The sequence below is a fragment of the Dyadobacter sp. LHD-138 genome, from assembly GCF_030929615.1.
GTDB lineage: Bacteria > Bacteroidota > Bacteroidia > Cytophagales > Spirosomataceae > Dyadobacter.
This window is the reverse complement of sequence record NZ_JAVFVU010000033.1, coordinates 85,021-92,302: the sequence shown is the minus strand read 5'-3', so window position 1 is coordinate 92,302 and position 7,282 is coordinate 85,021. Positions and strand designations below refer to the sequence as shown.

Below are 7,282 nucleotides of genomic sequence, written 5' to 3'. Positions count from 1 at the left end.
AACGCTTTGGGCATATTCCCAGATGTGCTTCAACTGCTGTTTCATCTTCTCCTTATTGGTCGCAATCGCTTTTCGCCAAACAAAAGTATAGCGGTTAGCATTGGCTTCAATCTTGGTACTGTCAATGCAAATCTCCTCAATGCTTAATAAACCTTCCTGCGCCAAAAGTAGAACCACTTCTTCAAAAACGCTTCTGAGTGCCTCTTTTAAACGAATACCTCTAAAACGGTTGATCGTGTTATGATCCGGATAGCTCATACCGCTGACCCACATAAAGTAGATGCTCTCTTTACAGGCAGCTTCTAATTTTCGGCTGGAATACACATTACTTACATACCCGTAAACCAACACTTTGAGCAGCATCTGTGGGTGATAACTTGAAGCTCCTGTTGTTTTGTAAGCTGAATTTAGAGGGCCCAGGTTGACTTTGTTAATCACCTCGTTAACAACACGAACCGGGTGAGATTTTGGAACCAACTCCTCCAAACTGGGTGGTAACAGCATGATTTGCTGCTGGTTGTATGGTTTAAAAGTAGGCTGTTTTCCTGCCATTGTTCATAATTATTTATACCTAAAGATATAAAAATCAAGCAAATAGACAAAAAAATAAGTCAGAATTTTGGAACCATAATCTAAAATATATTAATATATAAAACAAGCAAAGAGGATGCCTTTCTGAGACACCCTCTTTGCTTTGATGTCCTGACAAGTTTAAAACTCGCCAAACTGGGTATACATTTCTTTGAGTTTCGGTTCTGTTTCTTTTGCCCGGATATCTTTTCTGATCGCCGCTACACCTTGTATATCGGTGAGCAGTCCCAGTGCCTGATAAGCGCCGAAACGGACGAAATAAGACGGGTTGTTGCGGGCCATCCCTTCCAGTACAGGGATACTTTTGCGCTGAACATCCTGCTTGGATTTAATCAGATATTTTCCGAACACCTGTAAGAAATTATACTTCTCACTCGGTTTCATACGCTTCATCTTTTCCAGGAACCAGTCATAACGTTCTGGCTGGGCCAGTCCTGCGTAATAATTACCAACGGAAGTTACGATCGCATCATTCGGTGAATTTTCAAACTGTGCGGCAACATCGTTGGCGTCTGCGGGCTGGCCTACCAGATATTTGTCGATGGCGACAGAAACGACCTGATAAGAGCTGTCACCCAGTGCTTCACGGAAAACAGGATCATTATTATTATCACCAAAGGATGCCAGCGTTATAATGGCCTCCGCTCTTACCTGTGGATGGCGATCGGTACGGGCACGGCTTTGAATGATCTTTTCAATTGCGGCAAAACCTTCCCCGTCATATTCAGCAAAGTTTGATATTGCCATCTGACGCAGTTTCCAGAAAGGATCCGTCATGGCTTTGATCAGTACATTTCTGACCGTTGAGTCCTGTAATTTGCCTTCCAAAGCGGCCAGCGCTTCATACTTTGGCAGGAACTGTTCTGCGTGGTTGTACTGGTAAACAAGTTCAGGCCGGTCTTTATCCTGCTCGATATTGGCTAGAAGTTGAGACTCCGCATCGAAAATGACCAGGTCAGGTTTCTTAGCTGAAGGAAATTCAAGGGTCTGATTTACCTTATCCACGATCACATCATACCGGGTTTTTTTGCCACCTGCCCAGATGTCCACTTTAAGCGGCAATCGGTAAACCGTTGTCGTAAGCGTGTCCTGTGCCTGTGTTATTTTCAACTGAATCTTATTGGTAGCCGTAGAATATTCCTGTTTGATTTTCAAAAGGGGATGCCCCGGACGTAAAAACCACTGATCAAAAAACCAGTTCAGATCCTCACCGGTCACCTTTTCAAAAGACATCCGCAAATCATTGATTTCAGCGGTACCCAAAGCATGTGTTTTTAGATAATATTGCAGCGATTTGAAAAATGCATCGTCACCAACATATTTTCTCAGCATATGCAAAATCCTTCCGCCTTTGGCATAGGAATGGCTGTCAAACATATTTTCAGCATCCTTGTAGAAATAACGGATCATCGGAACCTGTTTCGCTTCAGCTTCCGTCAGGTATTGTTTTAGCTCCTGCAAGTTTTGCCAGTCAGCCTCATTTTTACCAATGTAATATTCGCTCCAAAGGTATTCTGAGTAATTGGCAAAGGATTCATTGAGCGGTAGTTGTCCCCATTCCTCGGCTGTTACATAATCGCCAAACCAGTGGTGAGCCAGCTCGTGGGCAATAACGGCGTCTGAATTGCCATCCAAAATAGAACGTGAATCTGTTTGGACACCTTCTTCATGAACCGTAGCGGTGGTATTTTCCATCGCACCGGCCACAAAATCCCTTACCGCAATCTGAGCATATTTTTCCCATGGATATTCCACCCCAAAAATGTTGGAAAAGAAAGCCATCATTTCAGGCGTACGTCCAAAAATGGCATGCGCATCACCGCCATATTGCGGTTCGACGTAATAGCTAAGTTCCATGCCGTTTGGCATCATATCTTTGGCCACCGCAAAATCACCAACGGCGAGCATGGTCAGGTAAGGCGCGTGGGGAATTGACTGCTTCCAGTGGTCTGTTCGCTGTCCGCTTTGATCCGGTACCTGCGAAACAAGTAAACCGTTCGATAAAGTCTTATAGGTACTGTCGACCGTGATGTAGACATCCTGCGTAAACTTTACATTCGGTGCATCAACGGTTGGAAACCAGCATGAGCTGCCTTCTGTTTCTCCCTGTGTCCAGATTTGTTTTGGTTTTCCTTCTTCCAGCCCATCTGCATTGATAAAATACAAACCTTTGTCATTCGGGTTATCGCCCGCCTGGTCTCTCGGGATTTCATTCGGTTTGGCAACGTAATCTATTTTTACATAAATCGTGTCTTTTACGCTGTATTCGCGGCCAAGTTTGATGGTTATCTTACGTTTGTCGTAAGTATAGTCCAGTTTTTTAATGGTTCTTTTGGTCAATTCTTTTGTGGAGACAGACCCGAAATTATGAAGCGTATCAAGCTGTGATATCCCTTTGATGTCAAAACCCTTTGCGTCCAGCTCAATGGTATTCTGAGCGTAAAAATGTGGTTTAAACTGAATAACGGCTGAGCCATGGACCTGCTGACGCAGCCAGTCAAATTCCACATCCAGGCGGGTATGAATGAGGTCGTGTTTTAAAGTCCGGGATGGACGATAAGGTCCCTGTTTGGAGACAACACCCGGATTTCTTCTGGAAACGGTGTCTCTTTCAATAAAATGATCGCGTGCATTTACGTTGAAAGCTACAAATAACAGTGCTATTCCAAAAAATTTGCAGAAACCGTTACGCATTAATACGTCATTTTTCTTTTCGGTCATTTCTGCTTGTGGTTTGGACATAATTTAAATTTAGTCAAGTGTTTTGGTATTAAGTCGGATTATTTATTAACCGGTTTATTCGTCAAACGATTAGGGCCTGACCGGATAAAGCAGCCCTTCGTGCCGGGATATAAGACACAGCCAAGGTTATGATAACGATAATGATACCGGTAAAGAATATATCCTGCCAGATTAATTTAACCGGATAGGCATCAACAAGGGCGGTTGTCATACCCATTGAGACTAATCCGTAGGTGGTTTGCAACCAACAAATGAGCACGCCGAAAACAATACCCACGATCGCACCGGACAATGCAACGATCGCTCCTTCTGCAAGAAATATTTTTCTGATCAGCGAAGGCGTAGCGCCAAGGGCATACAACATGGATACATCTTTTTTCTTCTCGATGGCTAACATGCTGAGCGAGAAGAAAATGTTGATTGCAGCCACTAAAATAATAAAGGATAATGTAACCGCAACAAACAATTTTTCCACCCGTATCGCACGGAGCAGATCTGCATTCATCGCATCGCGGTCGCGCACAGTATAATTTTTACCAAGTTTTTGGGCAATATCTTCTCCGACCTGCCGCTCCGTAAAGCCAGACGATGCTATTTTAACTTCCAGTGAAGAACGTTGGCCATTGTATTGCAGTAGCGATTCAACGATTGGCAAGGGTGCAATGACATAATCATCATACCGGTTCTCAATAAAAAACACGCCACCCGGACGAATGACCGTCTGGTTAAAAGCTTCTGTCGAAGTAAGATTCAGCGTTTTTGTCCCCGTTCGCGGATACCACAATTCCAAAGGAGTCAGGATATCTTCCAATGAAACCGACAAGGCATTTCTTACCCCCTCGGAAATCACCGCGAAAGGCGTTCCGTTGGCACCATACAATTTCAGTGATCCTTCGATTAAAGCGGTGTCGAGCTGGCCGCGTTGTGAAAAAGTACTGTCAACGCCTTTTAACCGGACAATGGTCTGCTGATTTCCGTATCGGGCCAACGCATTGTCTTCAATAACCTGCGTGATCAGTTTTACGCCGTCAACAGATTTAATCGCTTTCAGGACTGAGTCTGAAACCGGGAAGCGCTTTCCTTCCGAAGGCGTGATCGTAACATCAGCATCAAAAGTTTTAAACATTTTCCGGTTGAGATCTTCCATGCCGTTAAATACAGAAAGAACCACGATCATCGCCATGGTTCCGACAGCGACGCCGGCCATGGCGATGCGTGCGATCACGCTAATGAAACTACGTTTATTACGGGAAAAGAAATAGCGAATGGCAATTCTATACGAAAGATTCATTGTCAGTTACGCTAAAGATCAATTCGTTTCGTCTTCGTCTGGTTGAGCCGGAGGAATAATCAAATCCGCAAACAGAAGATCCATCTTCGCTGCATACTCGGCAGTATCATCAATGTAAAATTGCAGATGCGGCACGATACGAAGCTGATGGCGAACGCGTTCGGCTAGTTTTTGTCTTATAAACTTGGTGTTTTCTTTGATCGTTTCCAGTAAAAAACTCTTATTCTTATCCGGCAAAAAGCTCAGATAAGCACGCGCTATGCCTAAATCCGGCGAGACGCGTACGGCCGTGATCGTCACAAACGAGCCGCTTATCAAATGTTTTGCATCTTGTTGAAAAATTTCCCCCAAATCCTTCTGGATTTGTCTCCCTACCTTTTGTTGTCTCTTCGATTCCATCTTGTTCTGATTGCGGATGTTGATTCTGAAATTTTGGATTTATTCCACATTCCATACCCAATTCCCATACCTTCCTTGTTCTATTTATTCTTCTATCCCTTGTTGACGAAGCAACTTGCCTGATAACTAAAATTTCACGGCTTTAACTCCTCTTAGCTACTATATTTAACACAAATATCCATACTTATTTTGTTTTTGTAGACCCCTAGGTTGTAATTTCGTGAAAGTATTCATGTCATCCTATCTAACCATCCAGTTTCTTGCTTAGTTTTTTTCGGGTAAATGCGGCTTATCAAATGATCAGTCTGGTGGTATTTTTTCTGCTGCTGAGGCTACCATTCTTTTTTGGTGGAATCCCTTTGCTGATACCGGAATTGAGCTGGATGCTTGTTGGAGAGCAAATGAACCATGGTTTTATGCTTTACCGGGATGTCTGGGATAACGTCAGTCCGTTTTCCGGGCTCACGTATTGGCTGATCGATTCGCTCTTTGGCCGTGCGCAATGGGCTTACCAGCTGGCTGCCGCCGCTCTGGGAATTATCCAGATTCTTTATTTTAATTATGTCATTTATTCGAGGGAAGTTTTTCCGGAGCGGACTTACATTCCGGGTGCTTTGTATGCGATCTTCCTCAATATTTCTTTCGACCTGGGGACGCTTTCTCCGATGCTCATGGCAAATACATTTTTGCTTTTTGCCTTCGGTCTTATCGTCAAAATCCTGGTAAGGCGTGAAGCCACCAACCAGGTTTTTGAAATGGGGCTGTACATCGGCATCGCGACTTTGTTTTACCTGCCGGCATCCCTGTTCATGGTCTGGGGATTTTTAGCTTTATTATTTTATACGGGAGCCACCATTCGCCACCATTTACTGGGGTTTTTCGGCTCGCTGTTTCCGTTGTTGATGGTGCTGCTGTACTTTTATATGAATGATGGTATTGAAAGCTTAAACCGCAATTTGCTGACTTCCGTTTTTCAGGTTAAACAGTATAACCTCACCGACTTTTCTTCCCTGCTGGCATCTTTGCTTTTACCGCTGGGGTTTGGGATTTTAGGTTTTACACGGATTTTTACAACGTTGCGTTTTGTGAACTACCAGACAAGAATTCAGCAGGTGATGGCCCTGTGGTTTATCGTTTCTGTCTTCACCATACCGTTAATGCAATATCTGGCACCGATGCAATTTGTGATTTTCATTCCGCCGGCAGCATTTTTTGCGACACATTATTTTCAGAGCTTTAAGCGGAAAAGTTTTGGGGACGAATTGCAATTCATGCTGATGACTGGGGCCATTGTGTTTATTCAATATCAGGGAACGAGGGGGATATTACCGGGAATCTCCATGGGGAAACTTGAAAATTTGCGTTCTAAATCCGCATCCTTGCCCGCTGAAATTAAGAATAAAAGGATTTTGGTGCTTGGCCAGCATGCAGGTGAATACATGGAAAACTTTACGGCCACACCCTATCTGAACTGGGATCTTGCTAGTTATGACCTGAAAAATCTGGACAACTTTGACAGCGTGATACATGTCTACGATAATTTTCGCAAGGATCCGCCAGATTATGTTATCGACAAAGCCAACATCATGCCAAAGCTTTTAGACCGTGTTCCCGCACTGAAAAGTCAATACAAACTGAGCCAGTGGAAGGGGATTTATAAGAGGAATTAATTTAGTTGAAAGTTAGTGGAGTGACGGAGTCTATCCGATCACTCCACTAACTTTCAACTCTCCACTTTCAACCGCGCGGACCGCTCTCAACTAAATCAGCATGCAATTTTATCAACACGCAACTGGTGTCTTCCACCTTCAAATTCTGTATTTAGGAAAGCTTCCACGCTTGCGATGGCTGTTTCCAATGTGATAAAACGCACCGGGATGCAAATGACGTTGGCATCGTTATGCTGACGTGCAAGGGCCGCCAAAGGCAGGTCCCATACCAAAGCAGCACGGATTCCCTGGTGTTTGTTGGCAGTAATACATACGCCCTGGCCGCTGCCGCAAAGCAGGATGCCTTTTTCAAATTCTTTATTTTCGACGCCGCTGGCTACCGGATGTGCGAAATCTGCATAATCTGCTGAATCGGCGCTATACGTTCCAAAATCTTTTACTTCATAACCGTTATTGGTAAGCCAGGTGGTAATGGGTTCCTTGTATGGAAAACCAGCATGGTCGGAACCGATAGCAATTTTTTTCATTACTTTTTTGTTAATTGTGTCTTGGTGGATAACAATTCCGTTTAAGGTTTTGTTAAATTTTT

General features: G+C 43.8%; 6 protein-coding genes. 1 reads left to right on the top strand and 5 read right to left on the bottom strand.

The genetic code is table 11. The features are described 5' to 3' along the window. The 4 genes from RB622_RS22640 to rbfA form a co-directional block, all read right to left on the bottom strand. The coding region (locus RB622_RS22640) for a transposase (protein ID WP_308048969.1) at positions 1-552 on the bottom strand (552 nt) is incomplete at its 3' end. A 159-nt stretch (positions 553-711) separates the two neighbouring features. Then, a complete protein-coding gene (locus tag RB622_RS22635; RefSeq protein WP_308048968.1) occupies positions 712-3,333 on the bottom strand; it encodes a M1 family metallopeptidase in 2,622 nt (873 codons plus the stop codon). Positions 3,334-3,394: 61 nt separating this feature from the next. Further along, on the bottom strand, positions 3,395-4,624 hold the full coding sequence (locus RB622_RS22630; protein WP_308048967.1) for an FtsX-like permease family protein: 1,230 nt from the start codon (positions 4,622-4,624) through the stop codon (positions 3,395-3,397). A gap of 18 nt (positions 4,625-4,642) precedes the next feature. Then, positions 4,643-5,023 carry a 30S ribosome-binding factor RbfA gene (gene rbfA / locus RB622_RS22625; RefSeq protein WP_308048966.1) on the bottom strand — a complete coding sequence of 127 codons (381 nt, stop codon included), beginning with the start codon at positions 5,021-5,023 and terminating at the stop codon, positions 4,643-4,645. Positions 5,024-5,283: 260 nt separating this feature from the next. Between rbfA and RB622_RS22620 the strand changes: the two genes are divergently transcribed. Beyond that, positions 5,284-6,693, top strand: coding sequence for a hypothetical protein (locus RB622_RS22620; RefSeq protein ID WP_308048965.1), 1,410 nt, complete (start codon positions 5,284-5,286; stop codon positions 6,691-6,693). A gap of 95 nt (positions 6,694-6,788) precedes the next feature. Here RB622_RS22620 and rpiB read toward each other — a convergent pair whose 3' ends face one another. Next, positions 6,789-7,220, bottom strand: coding sequence for a ribose 5-phosphate isomerase B (gene rpiB, locus RB622_RS22615; protein ID WP_308048964.1), 432 nt, complete (start codon positions 7,218-7,220; stop codon positions 6,789-6,791). Positions 7,221-7,282: the final 62 nt, after the last annotated feature.

Bases quoted from the DNA above. Each gene is read 5' to 3' on its own strand.
- rpiB (WP_308048964.1), bottom strand. From the start codon at position 7,220: ATGAAAAAAATTGCTATCGGTTCCGACCATGCTGGTTTTCCATACAAG.
- rbfA (WP_308048966.1), bottom strand. From the start codon at position 5,023: ATGGAATCGAAGAGACAACAAAAGGTAGGGAGACAAATCCAGAAGGAT.
- RB622_RS22630 (WP_308048967.1), bottom strand. From the start codon at position 4,624: ATGAATCTTTCGTATAGAATTGCCATTCGCTATTTCTTTTCCCGTAAT.
- RB622_RS22635 (WP_308048968.1), bottom strand. From the start codon at position 3,333: ATGTCCAAACCACAAGCAGAAATGACCGAAAAGAAAAATGACGTATTA.